Raw genomic sequence first — 19,836 nt, 5'->3', positions numbered from 1 at the left:
CGTCGACATCCGGGCAGAACATCCGGCGCACGAGACATAGCCGGGGCGCGCCGACCTCCCCGGGCTTCGGGAAGAGGACGCCGGCCGGCCCCACCGCTCACGCGGCAGGGCCGAGCACCGTGAAGGCCACCGATCCGCCGCCGCCCGTCTCGTCGTCCACGCCGACGGTCTGCCAGGTGACAGCGTCGACCATCCGGGTCGGGGCGAATGCCTCCGCGGGGAAGTCCTTGCCGCTCTTGAGGCGGTCGTACAGGGGCTGGACGACGAGCGCGCCGACGTCCTTGCCGTTGATGAACAGCGCCGCCTTCATGCCGGACGGCTTGCCGGACTGCCAGTCCTTGCAGGCGAGGTAGGCGCCGAGGCCGACGCCGATGATGTCGTTCGGGCCGACGCCCGCGTTCTGCAGGGCGGCGACGCCGCCCTGGACGTTCTCGTCGTTACAGCCCCAGACGACCCAGTGCTTGACCCCCGGGTCGGCGGTGATCGTGGCCGCAGCCATGTCCTGGGCGCCGGTCGGAGTGTTGTCGGTGGCGACGTCGATGTTTCTGGACGGCGGCGCCGGCGGATGCGGCGAACGTCGCCTTCGCGGCCGGGGGTCCTTTCTGCGATCGCGAGCCGTAGATGTGCCGAACGGCGGGGCGACCGGCCGCCGCCTCCTCCGTGAGCCGGCCCGCTACTCGGTACCCGGCCCGGTCTTCCGGTCCGACAGGAACGCCGACTGCATCGGGGCGCCTTCGGTCTTCTGCCGGGTAAGCCGCACCGTTCCGTCGATGACCGCGTCCTGGCGGCCGGCCGGTGGTCAGCGTCCGGACTGCGGTTCCGGGGCGGCGCGGCGGTCCTGGATCTTGGTGCGGTAGAACCACAGGACCACGGAGAGGGCGAGCAGTGCCGCGGCTATGCCGAGCTCCTTGTAGCCGCCATATCCGGTGATCGAGAACCCGGTGGCGCCGACGACGAGGATGACGACGAGGACGGCCGTCAGTACCCAGGCGAGCGGCACGAAGACGCCCGGGAGCCGGATCGGGCGCGGTGCGTCGGGGCGGTCGCGGCGCAGCAGGAGGAAGCCCGAGACGGCCAGGACGTGGGTGAGGATGTAGCCCAGGTTTCCGGTGACGATGATGGCCAGCGGCGTCTTGAGCACGGTGAGCACGAAGACGTTGAGGACGAGGGCGACGGTCAGGGCGCGGGCCGGCACGCCGCGGCGGTTGAGGTGTCCGAGCTGGCGGACGGTGAGGCCCTGGCGGCCCATGTCGTACAGCACGCGGGAACCGTCGGCGAGACCGGTGATCATGATGAGCAGCAGGGAGGCGATGAGGAAGACGACCATGACGTCGGCCGCGCCGCCCACGAGCTTCTGGAACGCCGCGACGTAGAACGTGGTCGGGTCGCCGGTGATCGCCTTCTCTCCCAGGTAGCCGGACAGGGCCAGGGGGAGAAGGATGAAGACCCCGAGGCAGAACAGCACGCCGGCCCGCAGCGCGCGGGAGGTGTCCTTGACCGTGTCCTTGTACTCGGGGGCGAAGGTGGCGCAGACCTCCACGCCGAACGAGGTCCAGCTCATGACGTACAGCCAGACGATGGCCTTGTGCAGCCCGGCCGCGCCGTGCAGGTCCCAGTGCAGGTGGGCAGCGCTCCAGTCGCCGCTGAGGAACGGGCCGACGATGAAGACGGCGAGCGGGACCAGAAGGGCGCCGCCGGTGAGGTAGACCAGCCACATCGCGACATGCAGGCCGATCATGGCAGCTCCGTAGAGCAGCAGCATGACGGCCAGGCCGACGACGATGGGGAAGCTGAGACTCAGCGGGCCGAGGTCGACCGACCAGTCCTGGCCGGGGAACCACTGCACCTGGACGAACGAGCCGATGATGCCGGCGTAGACGGCGAGTGCGGTGGTCCACGGGATCCAGTACCCGATGCTGGCGATGGGGCCGAAGACCGGGGCGCGGGACTTCCAGGCCTCCGAGGCGTAGCCGGCGATGCCGCCGGAGGAGTCGGGGAACATCGCCGCGAGTTCGCTGTAGATCCAGTTCGCCACCGTGGCGAGGACCATCGATATGGCCCACAGGCCGATCGCACCCCAGGCACCGAGCCCTCCGATGGAGGCGCCGAGCGAGGCGATCAGTGCGGCGGGCATGGTCAGCGACATGGCGAAGCCGTCGTACCAGCGGATCTTCTTGGCCAGCGCGGGCTGGTCGGTGGCGGCGGGCGGGGACGCGGAGGCGTCGGCGTGGAGTGACATGCGAGCACTTTGAGCCAACAGGAAATCGCCGTCAAGAGTCATGGAACAACAAACACTCGCAATTTACTTTGCCGATCCGTGAGGGTTGACGCGGAAAGCTTGGCGATGTTTGATCTGCGCCAACGACGGATCGTCCTGAGGAGAAGGCCTGATGTCCACCCAACCCCTGACGCACCAGCTGTTCATCGACGGAGCCTTCACCGACGGCTCGGGCACCGACGCCTTCGACGTGATCAGCCCCGCCACCGGCGAGCACGTCGGAACCGTCCCGCTGCCGGTCAAGGCCGACCTCGACGCCGCGGTGGCGGCCGCCCACACCGCGCAGCGCAAGTGGGCCGCGCTGAACGTGTGGGAGCGCGCCGCCCTGTGTCACCGCGTCGCGGACGAGATCGACAAGCGGCGTGACGAGCTGGCCCGGCTGCAGACCCTGGAGCAGGGCAAGCCGCTCGCCGAGTCCATCGCCGACGTCACCGAGGCGGCCCTGCTGTTCCGCATCCACGCCGAGGACGCCGTGCGCCTGTACGGCGAGACGCTCCCGTCCCGGGACAACACAAAGCGGATGTTCACCTTCCACCGTGCCGTGGGCGTCTGGGGCATCATCACGCCCTGGAACTTCCCGCTGCTGATGTTCACCGAGTTCGCCGCCCCCGGCCTCGCCACCGGCAACGCCCTGGTGGTCAAGCCGCCGACCCACACCTCGCTGACCGTCCTCAAGGCCATGGAGTGCCTGGTCGCCGCGGGTGTGCCGGACGGCCTGATCAACATCCTTCCCGGCGACGGCCCCTTCGGTGACGCGCTCGTGCGCCACCCCGGCATCCACGCGATCGGCTTCATCGGTTCCTCCGCCACCGGTGCGAAGATCCAGGCCGCCGCGGGCCTGAAGCGCTCCATCATGGAGTGCTCCGGCAACGGCTCCCTGGTCGTCCTCGCGGACGCGGACCTCGACGCCGCCGCGAAGGCCGCCGTCGACGGCGCCTACCCCTGCGCGGGCCAGGTGTGCTGCGCCACCGAGCGCGTCATCGTCCACGAGGGCGTCCACGACGCGTTCGTGGAGGCCCTCGTACGGGAGTCGGAGCGTGTCGTCCTGGGCGACCCCTTCGACGAGAAGACCCTCCTGGGCCCGCTCAACAACGAGGCGACCGCGGCCAAGATGGACCGGCACATGGCGGACGCCCGTGAGCGGGGGGCGCAGATCCTCGTCGGCGGGCAGCGCCGCACCGGGATGCCGACCGACCTCTACTACGAGTTCACCGTCGTCGACGGCGTCCCCGTGGACAGCCTCCTGTCCCGCGAGGAGTCCTTCGGTCCGGTCGTGCCCGTCATCACCGGTCGCGACGAGGACGACCTGCTGCGCATCGCGAACGACGACCCGCTTGGTCTGCAGGGCGCCGTCTTCACCAGCAGCATGACCTCCGCCTTCCGCTTCATCGAGGAGATGGAGGTCGGACAGGTCGTCGTCAACGAGTCCAACAACTGGTGGGACGTCAACATGCCGTTCGGCGGCGCCGGCGCACGGTCCACCGGCTGGGGCCGGATCGGCGGCAAGTGGACCCTCCTGGACATGACGGACCTGCGGACCGGCGTGATCAGCCTGTAGCCGACGGCCCGTAGCCCGTACGCAGTAGCCAGTAGCCGGCCCGGCTGCCCGCAGTGGCGGCCGGGTCGCCCACGTACCGCCACCGCAGCTCTTCCCTTACGAGGACCCATGACCGACACGCCCCAGCCCACCGACCACCGTGCCCGCCTGAGCCATGCTTCTCCCGCCGCGTTCTGGCTGGAGCGCGACGAGCGGCCGGAGCCCCAGCCCAGACTCACCCAGGACGCCCGCTGCGACCTCGCCGTCGTGGGTGGCGGATACGCCGGCCTGTGGACGGCGCTCCTGGCCAAGCAGCGCGATCCTGGTCTGGACGTCCTCGTCATCGAACAGGCGACGTGCGGACACGCCGCCAGCGGACGCAACGGCGGCTTCTGCTCGCCCAGCGTCACCCACGGCCTCGCCAACGGAGCCGAGCGCTGGCCGGACGAGATCGGCCTGCTGCAGCGCCTCGGCGCGGAGAACTTCGACGCCTTCCAGCGCGACCTCGACACCTTCGGCATCGACTGCGGCTTCGTCCGCAGCGGCAAGGTCACCGTCGCCGCCACCCCCTGGCAGAGCGCCGGGCTGCCCGCCGCCGTCGAGCTCGCCAACCGGCACGGGGAGAAGGCCCGCCTGCTCGACACCCGGGAACTGCGCGAGTACGTCGACTCCCCGCTGTGGAAGACCGGCATGTTCACGCCCGACTACGCGCTGCTCGACCCCGCCCGACTGGTGTGGGGACTACGCCGGGCGTGCCTGGACCTCGGCGTCCGCATCGCCGAGCACACCGAGGTCACCGACCTCGACACCCGCAGCCACCCACTGAGGCTGCGCACCCCCTACGCCGAGGTGACCGCGAAGCGCGTCGCCCTGGCCACCAACATCTACCGCCCGCTCCTGCGCCGCCTGTCACTGTCGATGCTCCCGGTGTACGACTACGCCCTCGTCACGGACCCACTCACCGACGAGCAGCTCGCCGCCATCGGATGGCAGGGCGCCCACGGCATCACCACCGCCGGAAACCAGTTCCACTACGTGCGCAAGACCGACGACAATCGCATCCTGTGGGGCGGATACGACGCCATCTACCACTACGGCAGCAGCACGCAGGAGAGCCTGACCCAGCGGCCCGCCACCTTCACCACGCTCGCCAGGCAGTTCGCCGAGACGTTCCCGCAGCTCGACGGCGTGCCGTTCTCCCACGCCTGGGGCGGCATCATCGACTCCACCACCCGCTTTTGCATGTTCTCCGGAACCGCCGCACGAGGCCGCGTCGCCTACGCGCTCGGCTTCACCGGCCTCGGCGTCGGCGCGACCCGCTACGGCGCCGAGGTGATGCTCGACCTGCTCGACGGCCGGAACACCGAACGACTGCGGCCCGCCATGATCCGCCGGCCGCCCGTCCCCTTCCCGCCGGAGCCGATCCGCTACCTGGGCGTCCAGGCCACCCGGCTCTCCCTGGCGCGCGAGGACACCCACGGCCGTCGCAACCTCTGGCTGCGCACGCTCGACCGCCTCGGCCTCGGATTCGACTCATGAACCGGCACTACCTGTGATCGGTCACAGCCCGTGACCCGCCACAATGAACCGTCCCCCTGAGGGACACCACACGACGTGAGCCCCAGTCAGAGGCAGATAACACAGAGAGACTCCGAGCACCACCATGACTCAGCAGGAAAGCCCGCTCGACGACACCGACCGGCGCATCATCGCGATCCTCCAGGCCGACGGCCGACGACCCTACAGCCAGATAGCCGAGGATCTCGGCATCCCGGCCTCCTCCGTCCGCTACCGCGTGCAGCGGCTGGAGGAGAACGGCATCCTCCAGGTCGTCGGCATCGCCAACCCCCTGACCATCGGATTCGACCGATTCGCCATGATCGGCCTCAAGGTCCGGCCCGGAACCGCACGCGAGGTCTGCAGGCAGTTGGGAGAACTCCCCGAGACCTCCTACGTGATCATGACCACCGGCCAGTACGACATCATGGCGGAAGTCATCTGCCGCGACACCCAGCACTTCACCGACCTCGTCAACGAACACCTGCACCAGATCGACGGAGTCACCGCCACCGAGTCCTTCTTCGTGCTGGAGGTCCACAAACTCGCCTACGGCTGGGGGGTCGGCGAGGTCGAATCGCGCACGGCGGAGAGCACTTCTCCCGCCGGGATCGACCAGCGGCCGGACGCGCCACAGAGCCTGCCAACCACAGGCCGCCGCCGCCCACCGACTCCGAACCGGTAAGCACCTGTCGTCGTTCAGATCCTGACGGCCGGGGCACCGAACAGGAGCCCCGGCCGGGTGAAGCAGTCGGCCGGGGCAGGGAAACTGGGTCTCTTGGCAGCTCGGGGTTCGCGAGGCCGACCGAGGTCCAGGAGGCACTGCTGCCGCACTCGCCGGTCCGCGCCCCGGCGAGGAAGGCGACCGAGCGCGGCTCGGTACCGAGGCGGTCGAGGATGACGGCAGCTACCGCGGCGCCGTGGCCGAACAGGGCGGTGCGCCGGGTGCCGGGCTCGGCAGTGATGCCGTAACGCAGCAGGACGGTGATGCCGAGCTGGGCCGGCTCGTCGTCCGTGCGGTCCGGCGGGTACGGGGCGAAGCCGTTCACGGCGGGGCCCAGGGTGTCTCGTCTCATCTGACTGATCCGCTGCGGTTCAGTTGACGGTGACGGTGTAGGTGATGCGCTCGGGGGCCTGGGAGGGGGAGGCCGCCCCCGTGGTCGGGGTGGCGGAGGGTCCGGTCGTCTCGGGGGGCAGGGTGGAGGTGTTGCCCTGGCAGGTGGAGAAGGTGCAGTGCAGCAGCGTGAACCGGGTGGTCCCCTTGCCCTTGGCCTCGAAGGTGAAGGTGAGCCGGCCGCCGGCACCGGGCAACGGCTCGTCACCGGAGTTCGACGCGTAGTCCTGGCCGCGGCTGACGAGCACCGAGCTGTCGGGCTCGGGGTCGACCAGGTACCAGTACTCGCGGGTGGAGGCGTTCTGGTCGACGGTGAGCGTGAAGCGCTCGCCCGGCTCGGCAGTGATGCTGGTGTCCTTCACCGGGCGGCTCGCGGTACTCGTGGAGCCGTCGGTCGGTTCGTCGGTGCCCGAGCCGCAGCCCGTGGCGAGAGCGAGGAGCGCGGCTGCCGCGATCGCGGCACCGCCCCTGCTACCGCGGAAGGTGGACGCTGTACGCATTGGGGAGTTCACTTTTGGAAGCCTTGCCCATTCGGCTGTTGATGAAGTCGTCCTCGCTGACCCAAGTGGTCGAGCCCCAGGGGTTGTACACCTGAAGCATGTCACCCTCCTGGGCGATGATGGTCATCGCGTGGGCGCTCTTCTCGCCCCTGACGTCGACCGGAACCGGATGCTGTAGCCATATGACGAAACGACAGGCCTGGGACGCGACCCGGTAGTGTGCACGCGGAAAGTGCCTTCCCGACGAGACGACAGAAGCCTTGTACAAGCCCTGCCGTCCCAGGCCAGAAGGCACTTTCACCTTCCCGCTCAAGGTCCGGACACCGCCGCAACTGAAACGCGGAGGTCAGTAGAGAGGGCCATCATGGCTTCGCGACCACGGCTTCCTGACGCGTACCACAAAGCCGTCGACCGCTTGGCGGGCCGGGACATCGGTGCCCGCCACTCCGCGTTGCTCGAGCTGGACGCGCTGGCCGTGGACGGCTCCGCATGGCGACAGAGCGTGGTGGACGCGATCTGCGGCTATTTGCGCGGACCTGAGATGGAGGGACACAGGGACCGTGAGGTGCGGCAGATTGCGCTCCGGATTCTCGCCTCCCAGCTGCGCGTATCTCCGGAAAACTCAGGAGAGACCCCTGCTGCCGCGAAACTTCCGAAGGGTCTGCAGGTGGATCTTTCCGGCGCCGAGCTCGGGGATGTCGATTTCAGCGGATGCCGTTTCGACCACGCGTCTTTCGCGGATACATTGTTCAGCGGCCAGTGTGTCTTCGATGGTGCACAGTTCACCGGTGTAGCTCAATTCCAGTGCGCGCTCTTCGCATCCGATGCCAGCTTCTCAAGAGTACGGTTCGCTTGCTGGGCTGTTTTCGGCCGCACCCGATTCCACGGTCGCGCGAATTTCGATGGGGCCCGCTTTCAGGATGTTGCCTGGTTCGGCCACGGTGAGGAGTCGATCGATGAGAACGACGATATGACCTGGGAGGCCGTGGAGAAGAGAAGAGCGCTTCCCTGGGGAGAGCTGAACGAGGACGACCCGTTGTGGCCACGCGACGTTCTTATGGGTGAATACCAGTGTTGGGAGGAGGGTGGTGATGGAGCACGTTTCAACGGCGAGGTGTCCTTTCGGGACGCCCGGTTCGAGGACGTGGCCTGGTTCTGGAAGGCGCGATTCGGCGGCGGATCACTGTTCCAACGTGCGGCGTTCTCCGGCCGGGTACATCTCGACCACCCCTCCGTCGACCTTACCGCCGCCCGGGCGGCCGGCGCCGATGCGGACGACGAGCAGCACTGGCCTTTCGGCTGGACGGTGAGTTTCGAACGCGGAGGCGAAGGTGAAAACGAGGATGAATTCTCGGGGCGCCTGGTACCCGATGGTGCCACCCGCGCGTACTGTCGTCAGCTCGCTGATTCGGACCCTGCGGCGCGGCTCTCCGGCTTGCGCGCCCTCGAAGGGCTCGGCGACGCCGAACCCGGGCTCAGGCAACGAGTGGCCGACACCATATGTGAGTATCTGCGGACGCCCCTGGCATTCGACGTGACCGCCCGGCCGGCGGCCCTCACCGCGGACCAGGCTCAGGAGTTGCACGTCCGACATGCTGCACAACGGATCCTCGCAGACCGCACCCACCACTCGGCGGACACGCACTGGGAAGACATCTCCCTGGGACTCTCCGGTGCAACACTGATCGACTTCGACCTCAGCGAATGCCATCTGGAATACGGGGATTTCTCCGGAGCCCAGTTCCATGGAACAACCACATTCGAAGAAGCGTTGTTCGGCGTGGGCGCCGATTTCTGCATCCGAGGAACCTACTCGGGGCGTGCATCATTCCACGGCAACGCCACCTTCACCGGCGCCCTGTTCGGCAATGAGCGGTGGAGTATGCGGGAGTTGATGGAAAGAAGCCTGAGGGAGTGCGTATTCCATGCTCAGGCCACTGACATCCCCTGAGCAAGATGATCCGACACGAGGCGGACCCGGTCCGCACGCTGCACTTGTGCCGTGTCCTGATCACAGGAGCAGGTTGACGAACGCGCTGTGATCACGTCGGTCCAGGGCCAGTGGCGGGCGAGGTGGAGGAAGTGACGGCCGGTGGTGATGAGTTGGGCGGCGACGGAGACATCGTGACCTCGTTGTCCGGCCCGAGGACGTGGTCAGGGGCGCGGCGGTACGGCAGCGAATCCCCGGTTGGCGAAACCGGCGTCCGGCCGACGTGACCGCCCCCGTCCTTCATGCCGTCCGGAGGGGCCGGTCGGCTGCGTATATGTGCGTCGTGTCGCGCTCAGCGGTGCGGTGACCGGCGGATGGACAGGACCGCGACGTCGTCGTGCCGGGCGCCCGCTCCGGCGAACGCGCGCGCATCGTCGTAGAGGGCGTGCGGCAACCGGGTGGGAGGGAGGGACACGCGCTCGGTGATGCGTTCGGTTACGGGGTAGAACGTGCCGTCCTCGGCGCGGGTCTCGGTGAGCCCATCGGTGGTCAGCAGCAGCGTGGCGCCGGCCGGGAAGGCGAACCAGTCGACGGTCGGGGGTTCGGCGGCGAGTTCGGCGAGGCCGAGGGGGACGCCGGAGCCGATGACCGGCGTGGTGACGGTCGCATCGTGCAGCAGGTGCGGCGGAATGTGCCCGCAGTTGATGACCTGTACGTCGTCGTGCGCCTCGACGTTGACGATGAGCGCTGTGACGAACCTTTCGTCGTCGCCGGTCTGTGCAGCGTAGGAGTTGTGCCGTACGACGGAGGCATCGAGGGCGTCGGCGAGCGCGGTCAGGGTGGGCTCCCGGTGGGCCGCCTCGCGGAAGGCGCCGATGACGGCGAACGCGGCGCCGACCGCGGGCAGGCCCTTGCCCTGGACGTCCCCGATCAGCACCCGGGTCCCCCATGGGGAGGCGACGACGTCGTAGATGTCGCCTCCGACGAGCCGGTCCTCCTGCACGGGCTCGTACACTCCGTCGACCAGGACGTCGTCGGTGAGCAGAGGCAGGGGGCGCAGGATGTGGCGCTGCATCGCTGCGGCGGTGGAGCGAAGCCGCAGCGTCTCGCGCTCGCGATGGATACGACGGTGGCAGGCGTAGACGGAGGCCGCGCCCAGGGCGAGGGTGAGCAGCAACATCAGGATCCTGTCGAGCCACGACCGCCCGTCACCGTGCCGGACCACCACGGTGACGGTGACCACGAGCACGGTCCATGCGAACACAAATTTCGTCTGGCGTACGGTGCACAGCGCCGACGCCGTCCCCGGGAGGAACACAAGGAGCCCCAGCAGCCATACCAGGGACCCGGACAGGGCACCGAGGACCATCACCAGGGCCGTCACTGCCACCACGCCGATCACGATCTCGGCGTTGCGCGGTGGCTCGACGGCCGCCTCGAAGGAATGCGTGAAGCTCTTCGGGTGAGTACGGGTCACGGGGCCTCCCGGGCAGGTGGTGTGCTTCTTGTACGTTAGGCAGGCCCGGCCGCGGGCGAGCCGCGCCCCGCCGGATGATGTCCTCGGTGCGACGAGCACCACTCCGTGCAGGGCGCGGCCCTTGCATCACGCACGCGGCAGGTGGGAGCCGGGCCGCCGACTGCGCGGCTCCCCACTCGGCCGGCTGCTTCCGCACGCCATCGCGCGGATGCTCTCCTGCTCGGCCGAGCCGCCCTGCCGCCTCACGTCATCGCGGGAACGGGCGCTGCCCGTCGGCCTCGGGGTGCCGCGCGGCGGCCCCGTCCCGGGGCATCATGTGCAGCAGCTCCAGTCGCCGCTGAACAGCCTCGACCGCCCCGAAGCGCCGGCCGGGAACGTGGCGGCGCAACGAAACCAGGGACGGGCCGAGTTCCCGGGCCCGATCCTGGTCGCGAAGTTCCTGCCACTGGTGGTGGGCCCGGTCCACGGCGCCTTCCACGGCAGGGTCGTCCGGGGGCTGTTGCCGGGCAAGGCGGGCGTCGGCGGCAGCCATCCACAACTCGCAGCTGCGCGCGGGATCACCGGCGAGACGAGCGAGGTCGGCCCGGATCTCCAGCCAGTGGATCGCCTGCACGGAGCCCGTGCCGTAGGTACGCAGGGCCCACCCCTCCCACATGGCTGCGAGTGACGCGGCCTCGCTGTGCCGCCCCGCGTGGGCGGCGGCAAGAATCGCGGGCAGCGGATCCTCTTCGGATGCCCCGGTGTTCTCCGCACTCGGGGCAGGCGCCGTGGGAACGGGTGCAGGCCCCTGGTGCGGCCGGCTCGGTGGCGGCACTGCCGGTGCCGCAGGGACGGGGACGGCTGTGTGGTCGACGGCCAGGAGCAGCGCCTCGGCGGGACCGGCCTGGGCGACAGCCTGTTCGTGGAGCTCTGCGAGCGGAGGGTTCGCGCCACTGCGCCAGGTGGTGGCAAGGGCCCTCAGGTAGGCCGGTTCTACGATCCGGTGACGGGGCGGCGGCGGGGTGATCCGGCCGTATACGCGGATCCCGTGGCCCAGGGCGAGGCCCTCGGTGCGGAGCTGCTGCCAGGCGTCAGGGGCGGCGACCAGGTCGGTGACGACGGTGGTGGTGCCCGGGCGGCGCAGTTTGAGTTCGCCGGCCAGCCAGTGCCAGGGCAATGCGGTGTAGCGCAGGGTGGTCGGCGTGGTCCGGGCGAGTGCGAGGTGGATCAGGTGCTGCTTGTGGTCGAGGTGCAGTTGCCCGGTGAGGTAAAGGGTGAGCGGGCCGGATGTGGCGGCCGCGGCACGGATCCGGGTGAGGACGGTCTGCGGGTCGGTCGGGTCGGCGAGTTCGACGATGGTGGCCGCCGTCGTTCGGGTCAGGATGCTGGGCGGCACCGCCGCGAGCGTGGGCAGGACGCTGGTTGCGTCGATGAGGCGGCCTTTCCCGAGCGGCGCTGCCGCGAGCAGCAGCGCGGTCCCGGATGCCGTGTCCTCCCCGTTGATCATCACAACAGCACCGTAGCCGCTCCCGCTGGTGAATGGAGCCAGCAGCCGGCACCTGACCGATGGTTGGCGGGAGACGGGCATCAACAACCGCAAGGAGCGAGAACAGCGCGCGGCCAAAGCGGCTTCGCGCTCCACTTGAAGGCAGCGCGCCACGACCTGCCCATCCGGTCGCCGTCCGGTGACGCCGCCTGCGCACCGGTCCACGCGGCACCTCCGCACGCCGCAGACGTCCGCTCCGACCACCCGGGGCATCCACCGGGGCCGGAACGGGCCGGTCGGGACTTTGCGGGTGCCCGGGAACCGTGCCTGGCCGGTTCCGGTGCCCGCCCTGTTCCCGACAGGCTGCTCCCGCCCGGACGCGGTCCGCGTCATCGGGCTCGACGCCGCTCCCCACGCCGTCTCCTAAGCTCGCGCCGTCGGCCTGCTGGACGAGGCGTTCGCCGAAAACCTGGAGGCCGCACCGGCCGGCCCCGCCCGGCTCCGCGCGGCACGCGACACCCGTCTGATCACCGTCACCGGCGGAGCCGGCTTTCTGCGGCCTCACCACCGAGAAGTCCGTCGAGCGCACCTTCCCGCAGCGCCGCCGGGCCAGCGCGCAGCACCGCCGCGCGCCGCCCGCGCTTCGGTGGTCCGTGATCGGCGTTGTCAGTGGCCGCAAGTATGTTCAGTCATGTCCCGCCGTCGTGGCGCGGAAGTCCCCCTGGTGCATTGGAGATGGTGCGTTGTCTGACTGGGAGAGGTCGAGCACAGTGCAGGTGACAGCACCCGCACGGCCGCGCAAGCTCGCCAAGGTGCCGTTCGTCGAGCTCGCCGACGGACGCCTGCAGGGCGTGGTGTCCAGCGGCTCGGACATCGAGCGGGTCTATGTCTCGTCGGTCGCCGTGGGCACCTACGCGTTTGCCTGCAGCACCAACAACAACCGGCCCTGCGGCGGCGCTCGGGGCTCGTTCTGCAATCACATCCGCGCTCTGATCAACGAGGCGGTGCTGCAGTACGGCGCCGAGCGCGTGGCCCGCTATCTGAGGGTCGAGAGCGCGGACGGGGAGCCGAGCGCGCAGTCCATCGCCGCCGGCATGAGCAGCGCTCGTCCTCAGCAGGGGGACGCCAGGACCGCCGCGCCCGTCTTCAGCCGGTTCCTGCGTCACCTGGCCTATCTGGAACTCGCCCCGACCACCGCACCGTTGCCGGAGATGCAGTGGTTCCCGCCGACCAGGGCGGTGGCGTGATGCGCGCCGATCTGCTGGCCGAGACCATCGACGGGGCCGATGAGGCCCTGGCGGCCGTAGACGCCTTCGACCGGGCTCTCGTCGCCGGCCCGTCCAGGCCGCCGGGCTGACGGCGCTCGCGCAGGCGGTCGCGGGTACGCCACTGGCCACCAGGGTCGCCGAGGCGGCCGAGAAGGCGGCGGCCGGAGCCGCGAGCGAGGACCACCTGGTCGCTCTCGCCGCCGCCCGCACCGCGCTCCTCGGCTCCGTCCACGACGCCCTGACGACGCGTGTCGACGCGGCGACCGGACGGCCCCGCAGTGAGGAGGCCGTCCCGGCGCCCGGCGGGCAGCAAGCGGGGAACCTGCTCGTCGCCGCCCGCTCCTGGCTGTCCGATCTGGCGCGTTCCGGGTGGCAGGGCATCGATCACGACGTGGTCTCGGGCTCGGCGCACGTCGTCTCCGCAATGCTTCCGGATCCGGCCCTGCGCCGCCTCGCGACGCTTCTCGACGGCTTCGCCGCCGAACTCGCCGCGTCCTGCCCGGGCGCGGCCCTGGAACGTGTCCCGGCACGCCGCTGGGCCGACCTGTGGTCGCGTGCGATGCTGCTGACCTTGCCCGGTGCGGCCGACGTACTCATGGCCGGTACCGCCACCGGCCGCCTCCTGCCTCTCGGCGTCGACGTGCAGGAACACGCGACCGCCGTACAGGCCCAGGTGCACGCGGTGTTCGAACCCGTGGACGGTGCGGACGGCGGCGCGCCCCGCCTGGTCCGTGCCAGTGTGTCGGCTCCGAAGCCCGACACGGTCGTCGGAGCCGGCCTCTGGCAGCTGCTCCGCCCGCACATGTCGCTCCTGGCAGCCGCCGGCGAAGGCCGCTCGATGGACCTCGCGGGCATGCCCATGACCGCCGAGGGCGACCTGATCTGGAGCGACGAGCACGCGCGCCCGGGCGAACCCGCCGACGCCTTCGCCACCGCCCGCATCGCCCTGTCCACCGCCACCGACACGTCGACCGCGCCCTTGGAGCGGCACCCGGCACGTATCGCCGCACCCGTGTTCCTGGAGGGCTACACGGCCCATGAGGACGACGGCACACTGACGTTCACCGTCGCCGGGCACCCCCTGGTTGTCGACACCGACCGCATTCCGACCGCCGGTCCGCTCACTCCCGAGGCCGTCGCCGCGTCGAGCGCGTGCATCGGGCTGCTCCGCTGGGACGCCGGGACGTACCGCGTCCAGCCTCTGGCCGTCGAGACGACCGTACGGAAGAAGGCTGTCGCGGTCCACGCCGGGGGATGGACCGGGGGCACGACCGACAAGGCCGGGGTCAAGGCGGAGAAGACCGCCACCGACGCCGTGACCGTGCTGCGGGAGCGTGCCGGGAGGTTGCTGCGGAAATGACGGAGCACACGACTGGACAACCGGCCGAGTACACGATCCGGCCGGACGCCGGGGTGGACCCCCACGACAATCGCCGACAGGTCCTGTACTGGCGGCTCCTCGCCCGGCTCTTCGACCACGAGGAGCAGGCCGCACTGGAATCGGCGAGCCTCGCCGTCGTCGAGGACATCGGTCTGCCGTCCGCGCTGCTGGACCCGCAGGCATCCGTCGACTCGGTCGTGCAACGCCACCCGGACCTGGCCGCCGAGTTCGACGGTCTGATGGCGCCCGGTCCCGACACCGTCGGCGACGCACGTGACCGGGCAGCCGAGGTACGAAGCGCGGCGCTGGTGTCGAAGGTGCTGCTCAACGTCTTCGCCACCGGCTCCGGCGCGGTCGACGCCGGACAGCTGGCCCGCTGGCAGTCCGACGCGGGCTGGCTGGAGCGCGCGCTCGGCTACCGGCCCGGCGACTTGCGCGGCGGCCGCGCCGGCGCGGCCGCCGGGCATGGCACGACGCCCGGCCCCGGCCGGCCTGTTCCGCCGATCGGCCCGGAACTCGGCGCCATCGAGGCAGACCTCGTCCAACGGATGCACTTGCGCGAAGTGCTCGCCGACCCCGCGCTCGCCGCGCAGCTGACCCCGAGCATGTCACTGATCGAGCAGTTGCTGCGGGACAAGAAAAACCTCTCCGGCGTGGCCCTGGCCAACGCCAAGGCCCTGATCCGCCGCTTCGTCGACGAAGTCGCCGAAGTACTCCGCACCCAGGTGGCAAAAGCCACGGTGGGCGCCCTGGACCGCTCCGTCCCGCCCAAGCGGGTGTTCCGCAACCTCGACCTCGACCGCACGATCTGGAAGAACCTCACCAACTGGAGCCCGGAGGAGGAACGGCTGTACGTCGACCGCCTCTACTACCGGCACACCGCCCGCAAGACGACGCCGCAGCGGTTGATCGTCGTGGTGGACCAGTCGGGCTCGATGGTCGACTCGATGGTGAACTGCACCATTCTGGCGTCGATCTTCGCGGGGCTGCCGAAGGTGGACGTCCACCTCATCGCGTACGACACGCGTGCCATCGACCTGACCCCGTGGGTGAACGACCCGTTCGAGGCCCTGCTGCGCACCAACCTCGGCGGCGGCAACGACGGTCCCGTCGCGATGGCCATGGCCCGTCCGAAGATCACCGATCCCCAGGACACCGTGATGGTGTGGATCTCCGACTTCTACGAATTCGGCCGTTCCCAGCCGCTGTTCGAGGGAATCGAGGCCGTCCGGCGTTCCGGGGTGAAGTTCATCCCTGTCGGCTCGGTCACCAGCTCCGGGCGCCAGGAGGTCAATCCCTGGTTCCGTGAACGCTTCAAGGCCCTCGGCACTCCGGTGATCTCCGGCCACATCAGCAAACTCGTCCACGAACTCAAGACGTTTCTCACCTGATACCTACCTGGAAAGGCCCTGTTGTGTCCGATCTGCTGCGCGCCCCTGCCGAGATCAAGTACGCCGAGGAACTGGACTGGCTGGAGTCCGTCGACGACAACCCCAAGCCCTTCTCCTGGCGCCTGTCCCCGAAGATGGTGCGTCTGTTCATCCTGGGCTCCGAGCGCTCCGACGGCCTGGACCGCGAGATTTCCCAGAAGTGGTTCGGCGACCGCAGTTTCGTCGAGCGCTCCATCGTCACGCTGGCTTCCGACCGCGGCCTGCTGCTCATAGGCGACCCCGGTACCGGCAAGAGCTGGCTGGCCGAGCTGCTGTCCGCAGCGATCTCCCGCAACTCCACGCTGGTTGTGCAGGGCACGGCCGGCACCACCGAGGATCACATCAAGTACTCCTGGAACGTGTCCATGGTCATCGCCAAGGGCCAGTCGCGGGAGTCGATGATCCCCTCACCGATCATGACCGCGATGGAGACCGGCGCGATCGGCCGTTTCGAGGAACTCACCCGGTCCACCAGCGATGTCCAGGACGCGCTGATCTCGATCCTGTCCGAGAAGTACCTCTCGGTTCCCGAACTGGACAGCGACAGCATCGTCTTCGCCAAGCCCGGTTTCTCGATCATCGCCACGGCCAACAGCCGCGACCGAGGAGTGAACGACCTGTCCTCGGCGCTCAAGCGCCGCTTCAACTTCGTCCGCATTCCGGTGATGACGAACAAGAAGAGCGAGACGGAGATCGTCCGCTTCCGCACGGAGGAACTGCTGCGCCGCCACCAGCTGGAGCTGGATGTGCCGCCGACGCTGCTCGACGTGCTGCTGCAGAGCTTCGCCGACCTGCGTGCCTCGGCGGCGGCGGCCGGCAGCGACGACGAGAAGCTGGAGTCCGCGCTGTCCACGGCCGAACAGATCGGCGTGCTCGAGGACGCGATCCTGCACAGCAACTTCTTCGGCGAGCGCGCCCTGACCGCCCGCACGCTGGCCTCCTCGCTCGTCGGATCCCTGGCCCGGCGCGACCCCGAGGACCTGGCCATCCTGAACAAGTATCTGCACGGCGTCGTCGAACCACGCAGCAAGGAAGAGGGCGGAGCCTGGCCGGAGTTCCTGGACGGCGGCCGGGACGCGATCGCCACCCTGTCATGAGTGACACGCACGAGGAGACGTTCGAAGCACTGCGCGGGCAGTTGCAGGAGGCCGCCGCGACGTTCGCCGACGGGCCCGACGCCCTGGAGGGCATCCTCCTCGGCATCGTCGACGACGTCGACCGCGCGGTTCGCGAGCCGCTGGAGATCTTCCCGGTATGCCACCACTCCCCCGCCTCGGCCATCGCCATGGCGCGCCGCCTGCGCCAGAAGCAGCCGAAGGTCGTGTACCTGGAGCTGTGCGAGGACATGGCTCCGCTGCTGACCGAACTGCGCAACTGCAAGCTCCCGGTGGCCCTTCAGGCGTTCGCGACCGATGTCGACGGATTCCCGGCCGAGTGGTCCCCGCTGTCGGTAGTGGCACCGATCACCGAGGCCTCCGCCGAGTACCAGGCGATCGCCTACGCACTGGACACGCCGGGCGTCGAACTGGTCCTCGTCGACCGCTCCTCGGACCATGTCTTCCAGTGGGACGCGCGCGGAACGCAATCCGCCGGCCCCACCGGTCCGGATACGACGCCCGCCGAGGAAGAGGCCGCGTTGCACGGCGACGCGGTCGGGGTGGAGATCGGCGACGTGCGCCCGCGCTTCGCGGAACTGGAGGAACACCTGCTGCGCCACGGCCGGGTGCGGCACTGGTCGGAGTGGTGGCACCAGTACGTCGAACTCCCGCTCGGCGACAGCGACCACGACACCTATCGCCAGGTCATGCTCCTGATAGGCAGCCTCTTCCGGCGCCTGGCGCCCGGCGCCCCCCAGCGGGTGCGCGTGGACGAGGACCGCGAACGCTACATGTGGACCAGGATGCGCCGGCACCTGGCCACGACCGGCACCGATCCCGAGGACTGTCTCTACGTCTGCGGCGCCTTCCACGCGGCCAGCCGCGTTGCGGAGTTCGGCGTCCACGGCACCGACACCTTCGAGATCGGCCCGCGCACTGCCACCAAGTGGCTGCACGGTCTCATTCCATCGAGCCACGCGGCGATCGAAGCGCAATTCGACCTGGCCGCCGGCTCGGTGTCGATCGCCTCGACGGTCTGGGCGAAGAACGTCAGGCGCACCCGCGTGGAGCCGTACCGTCTGGCGGGACAGGCGGGCGCGAAGAAGTCGAAGGCCAGGAAGGCCGCGGCGGCCGTGCCCGCACCGGCGGAACCCCCCTCGGACAGGCTGACCGGCTTCCTGCGGCAACCACCCGTCCTGGACCGGCTGGACGAGACCGAGCTGCTCGGCTGGTCGGTGGAGATCGTGCGCGCCGCGCGCCGCAGCGGCTACCTCGCCTCCACCGCCGACGCCATCGCGGTGTTCGAGACGTCGATCCTGCTGGCCGGGATGCGCGACCGGGCCAGGCCCACGCCGTACGACTTCCAGGACGCGGCCGTCACCTGCATCGAGAAGGACAGCGTGCCCGGCCGGCGCGACGTGCGCCGCCTCGTGGAGATCATGATGGGCGGCGACCGGGTCGGCCAGGTCGGCTACGACGCGCTGCCACCCCTGGCCCGCGACGTACACGACCGGCTCGCGCCGCTGGATCTGAAGCTCCAGCAGCGAGGCGTGCAGCGGGCACTGCTCGACATCGCCTCCCAGCCGGAACTGGAGCGGTGCTCCGACGTGCTGTGGATGCTGCGCCATCTGATGCCGCAGGGCGCCGCGCGGCCGATCATGGGCGAGCGGAGACTGGGCGAGCGGCCGATCCAGGAGTCGTGGGACCTGGCGCTGGGCACACATCAGCGCGCGCTCATCGAGCTCGGCTACGAGGGTGTCAGCGTCGAGCAGGTCCTGGAGCAGCGCCTGCGCCGCACGGCGTACGGCCCGCACGCCGCCACGGCGACCGTCCTGGAAGCCGTCGAGGACGCGACGCTGTACCTGCGCAGCCGCCGCCTCGCCGACGAGCTGGGCAGCCGCGCCCTGGAGGTGCTGTCGGCCGAACGCAGTGTCGACGGCGCACCGGAGGTACTGCGCCGGGTGCGGCGGCTGCTGGCGTACTACCGCACCAGCGAGCCGGTGCTGCCGCCGTGGGTCGAATCGTTCGTCAAGACCGGATACGCGCACTACTGCACCCTGTTGCCCACGGCGTTCACCGATGAGGACGCGACCGTACGCCAGGTGGCGGCGATGCTGGGGTTCCTCTTCAGCATGGAGAGCCTGGCGCTGTCGCTGGGCTGCGACCGTACCCAACTGGAGCTGGCCCTCGCCCAGTCGCATCCCGAGGACCCGTCGAAGACGGCGCTGCTGTGGGCGGCTCAGGTGCAGCTCGGACACCTCTCCCGCGCGGACCTGCGGGCGAAGTGCGACGAACTGCTGGGCAACCCCTTGGTGGTGCCCGCCTATCCGCGCTATCTCAGCGGCTTCGTACACGCCCTGGAGCCTGTCCCGGGCCTCACCGACTTCGTCGTGGAGGCAGTGTCGAACGCCTTCGGACGGCTGCCGGACCCGGTGCTCCTGCCGTGGCTGCCGACCCTGATCACCACCCTGCGATCGAGCGGGGCCGAGCTGGCGCCGCTGCTGATCCGTGAGTCCGGGCGGATCTTCCCGGGCCGGCTCCCGGCGCTGGACGAGTGGGTTCCGCCGTGGCGGGCGCAGCCGGAACCGGAAGCCGCGCATCCGGCACGGCGCGCGGACGACAGCCGCGGTTGCACGCTGCTCGCCGCCCACCCCGCGGCGTGCGACGCGGTGGCGAACCTGCTGGGCTGCGACGACACGTGGCAGACAGCGGATCCTGTCTCGCCGGGAGCTGCACTGGCGGGGCGCTTTCCGGGTACGGCGGTGGCGCTGGAGGTGCTGCTGGCCGGCACATGACGTCGGC

General features: G+C 69.8%; 14 protein-coding genes and 1 pseudogene. 9 read left to right on the top strand and 6 right to left on the bottom strand.

Annotation, left to right across the window (positions count from 1 at the left end; genetic code table 11):
- Positions 1-97: 97 nt before the first annotated feature.
- Both ACF08M_RS06320 and ACF08M_RS06315 read right to left on the bottom strand, forming a co-directional pair.
- Entirely contained in the window at positions 98-499 is a 402-nt protein-coding gene (locus ACF08M_RS06320; RefSeq protein ID WP_392184085.1) for a hypothetical protein, read from the bottom strand.
- A gap of 300 nt (positions 500-799) precedes the next feature.
- Positions 800-2,239: an APC family permease gene (locus ACF08M_RS06315; protein ID WP_392184084.1), complete on the bottom strand. Its 1,440-nt coding sequence runs from the start codon at positions 2,237-2,239 to the stop codon at positions 800-802.
- A gap of 151 nt (positions 2,240-2,390) precedes the next feature.
- On the opposite strand from ACF08M_RS06315, the gene ACF08M_RS06310 reads away from it, so the two are divergent.
- The 3 genes from ACF08M_RS06310 (at position 2,391) to ACF08M_RS06300 (ending at position 6,057) form a co-directional block, all read left to right on the top strand.
- Complete coding sequence (locus ACF08M_RS06310; protein ID WP_392184083.1) at positions 2,391-3,836, top strand: aldehyde dehydrogenase family protein; 1,446 nt, start codon at positions 2,391-2,393, stop codon at positions 3,834-3,836.
- A gap of 108 nt (positions 3,837-3,944) precedes the next feature.
- Positions 3,945-5,354 (top strand): NAD(P)/FAD-dependent oxidoreductase, encoded by a 1,410-nt coding sequence (locus ACF08M_RS06305; RefSeq protein WP_392184082.1) that lies wholly within the window; start codon positions 3,945-3,947, stop codon positions 5,352-5,354.
- 124 nt (positions 5,355-5,478) lie between these two features.
- Entirely contained in the window at positions 5,479-6,057 is a 579-nt protein-coding gene (locus ACF08M_RS06300) for an Lrp/AsnC family transcriptional regulator (RefSeq protein ID WP_392184081.1), read from the top strand.
- A 410-nt stretch (positions 6,058-6,467) separates the two neighbouring features.
- Here the strand turns inward: ACF08M_RS06300 and ACF08M_RS06295 are convergent, their stop codons facing one another.
- Both ACF08M_RS06295 and ACF08M_RS06290 read right to left on the bottom strand, forming a co-directional pair.
- The gene (locus tag ACF08M_RS06295) at positions 6,468-6,986 is read right to left on the bottom strand and encodes a protease inhibitor I42 family protein (RefSeq protein WP_392184080.1); all 519 of its coding nucleotides are present in this window, start codon (positions 6,984-6,986) and stop codon (positions 6,468-6,470) included.
- Positions 6,958-7,086, bottom strand: a complete 129-nt coding sequence (locus tag ACF08M_RS06290; RefSeq protein WP_392184079.1) for a hypothetical protein — start codon at positions 7,084-7,086, stop codon at positions 6,958-6,960. Before ACF08M_RS06290 ends, ACF08M_RS06295 begins: the two co-directional genes overlap by 29 nt.
- 264 nt (positions 7,087-7,350) lie before the next feature.
- Here ACF08M_RS06290 and ACF08M_RS06285 point away from each other — a divergent pair, with 264 nt between their 5' ends.
- Complete coding sequence (locus ACF08M_RS06285; RefSeq protein ID WP_392184078.1) at positions 7,351-8,937, top strand: pentapeptide repeat-containing protein; 1,587 nt, start codon at positions 7,351-7,353, stop codon at positions 8,935-8,937.
- Between the two features lie 331 nt (positions 8,938-9,268).
- Here the strand turns inward: ACF08M_RS06285 and ACF08M_RS06280 are convergent, their stop codons facing one another.
- Together ACF08M_RS06280 and ACF08M_RS06275 are read right to left on the bottom strand one after the other, a co-directional pair.
- Positions 9,269-10,393, bottom strand: a complete 1,125-nt coding sequence (locus ACF08M_RS06280; protein WP_392184077.1) for a PP2C family protein-serine/threonine phosphatase — start codon at positions 10,391-10,393, stop codon at positions 9,269-9,271.
- Positions 10,394-10,640: 247 nt separating this feature from the next.
- Positions 10,641-11,879 (bottom strand): hypothetical protein, encoded by a 1,239-nt coding sequence (locus ACF08M_RS06275; RefSeq protein WP_392184469.1) that lies wholly within the window; start codon positions 11,877-11,879, stop codon positions 10,641-10,643.
- Between the two features lie 755 nt (positions 11,880-12,634).
- On the opposite strand from ACF08M_RS06275, the gene ACF08M_RS06270 reads away from it, so the two are divergent.
- From ACF08M_RS06270 to ACF08M_RS06250, 5 genes and pseudogenes are all read left to right on the top strand, one after another.
- Positions 12,635-13,105, top strand: coding sequence for a hypothetical protein (locus tag ACF08M_RS06270; protein WP_392184076.1), 471 nt, complete (start codon positions 12,635-12,637; stop codon positions 13,103-13,105).
- Positions 13,075-14,486, top strand: a pseudogene (locus ACF08M_RS06265) (hypothetical protein). Before ACF08M_RS06270 ends, ACF08M_RS06265 begins: the two are co-directional and overlap by 31 nt.
- Entirely contained in the window at positions 14,483-15,898 is a 1,416-nt protein-coding gene (locus ACF08M_RS06260) for a VWA domain-containing protein (RefSeq protein ID WP_392184075.1), read from the top strand. The pseudogene ACF08M_RS06265 and the gene ACF08M_RS06260 overlap by 4 nt, the downstream one beginning before the upstream one ends.
- A 23-nt stretch (positions 15,899-15,921) precedes the next feature.
- A complete protein-coding gene (locus ACF08M_RS06255) occupies positions 15,922-17,034 on the top strand; it encodes an AAA family ATPase (protein ID WP_392184074.1) in 1,113 nt (370 codons plus the stop codon).
- A complete protein-coding gene (locus tag ACF08M_RS06250; RefSeq protein WP_392184073.1) occupies positions 17,031-19,829 on the top strand; it encodes a hypothetical protein in 2,799 nt (932 codons plus the stop codon). The genes ACF08M_RS06255 and ACF08M_RS06250 overlap by 4 nt, the downstream gene beginning before the upstream one ends.
- The last annotated feature ends 7 nt before the right edge of the window (positions 19,830-19,836 follow it).

It is taken from the genome of Streptomyces sp. NPDC015032 (genome assembly GCF_043080425.1).
In the GTDB taxonomy this organism is placed as follows: Bacteria; Actinomycetota; Actinomycetes; order Streptomycetales; family Streptomycetaceae; genus Streptomyces.
The sequence above is the reverse complement of the archived record's forward strand: the minus strand, read 5'-3'. Positions and strand labels throughout refer to the sequence as shown.